Annotated in this window: 2 protein-coding genes; both read right to left on the minus strand. The window is 73.6% G+C overall.

The genetic code is table 11. From position 1 onward, the window contains the following. A partial coding sequence (locus tag CCL05_RS46745) for a helix-turn-helix domain-containing protein (protein ID WP_483025083.1) occupies positions 1–142 on the minus strand: 142 nt, incomplete at its 3' end. Beyond that, positions 139–1,509 (minus strand): alpha/beta hydrolase family protein, encoded by a 1,371-nt coding sequence (locus tag CCL05_RS40185; protein ID WP_086565537.1) that lies wholly within the window; start codon positions 1,507–1,509, stop codon positions 139–141. The genes CCL05_RS46745 and CCL05_RS40185, both read right to left, overlap by 4 nt. Positions 1,510–1,536 lie beyond the last annotated feature (27 nt).

Consider the following 1,536-nt stretch of genomic DNA (forward strand, 5'->3'; position numbering starts at 1 on the left):
GCCCGGCCCGTCGGCTGATGTCCGTCAGGCACAGCGCCGGGTGCTCGTGGTCGAAGGCCGCGAGCACGGCCAGCAGCCGGTCGGTCGCGGTGGGGGCGCCCTCCGTGCGAGCGGAGCCGAGGACTCGGGGCAGTGCGGTCATGGCCGGGTGTCTCCCGGGTGGGCGAGGTCGTAGGGGCGGGGGTAGGCGGCCGGCCGGTACGGGACGTAGCGGGGTTCCGCCGTCGGATCCGCCGTCGTCGCCCGGGAGTTGAGGGCGGCGGGCGAGGTGTCCCAGCGGCCCGTGTCCAGGCGGTGTTCCAGGGTGTGCAGGGCGGCCAGCGTCTCGCCCGGGGTGAACGTGCAGTGGCCGGGGGCGTCGACGTAGGCCTGGCGGAACAGCGGACCGGAGCCGGCCGCGCCGGCCGCCCGCCGGTAGGCGCTCTCCGACTGCACCGGTATCAGCGCGTCACCGGTCGTGTGGATGTTCAGCTGGGGGTCGGCGAGCCGGCCGGAGAGCACGCTGGTGTTCCGCATCCACCGCACGGCCGGCTGATCGGCGGAGACCCGGGGTGCCCGGCCGAGGGCCGAGAGGTCGGTGCGCAAGGACAGTCCCGCTTCCTTGTAGAGCTCCGTCACCTCTTTGTACAGCGGGGAGCGGGCGAGCATGGCGGTGTAGTCGACACCGGTGTTCCACGACGGGTTGCCGCCCGCCCGGCTCTCGGCCTCCTGCCGCCAGCTGAACGCGGGCATCTGGAGCAGGCCCCGGACGGCGCCGTACTGGTTGGCCTGCTGTGCCTGCCAGTCCGTGGGGCCCGGCTCGGTCTGCGACGCGTCGTTGTAGCCGGGGATGTTGTGCAGGGCGGCGGCGAGCGCGATCCGGGCCCGGCCCTCGGGGGTTTTCTGGGCGGCGTCGACCTTGGAGGTGAGCGCCTTTCCGGCGGCGACCGCCTCCGTCTGGCCGGCGAAGCCCGTGAGCCGGATCCCGGAGTCCGGCGCGAGGAGCGTGCGCAGCGCGAAGACCGGGTCCAGGGTGCTGTTCCAGTTGGCGACGCCGCCCTGCACCAGCCCGCACATCGACAGTGAGCCGTCGAACCGGCCGGCGTGCCGCTCGGCGAGCATCGTGGTGACGAAGCCGCCGTACGAGGTGCCCCAGGCCAGGGTCCGCCGGGCCGCCCCGAACTTCTCGGTGAACAGGTCCAGCGTGGCGAGCTGGTCGGGCACCGCCTCGGTGACGGCCCAGCCGTTCGTCGCGTACGAGGAGCCGATCAGGGCGTAGCCCTCGGCCAGCAGCTTGTCCCGGGCGGCCGTACTCGGCGTGTTCTGGGCCCGCTTGGGGGATCCGGCCGGGGCGTAGCCGTGGCTGTACAGCAGCACCGTGCCGTTCCAGGTCGCGGGCACGTCCATCACGTACACGGCGCCGGAGGAGAGCTCGCCCTCCAGGTGGGTGTCGGTGGCGCCGGCGGCCTGCGCGGGCAGTGCGGTCGCCACGGACAGGCAGGCGGTCAGTAAAGCGAGGCGGATCCTCAACGGGGGGTTCCTTCCAGGGTGGGGGTG

It is taken from the genome of Streptomyces africanus, assembly GCF_002150735.1.
Lineage (GTDB): Bacteria > Actinomycetota > Actinomycetes > Streptomycetales > Streptomycetaceae > Streptomyces > Streptomyces africanus.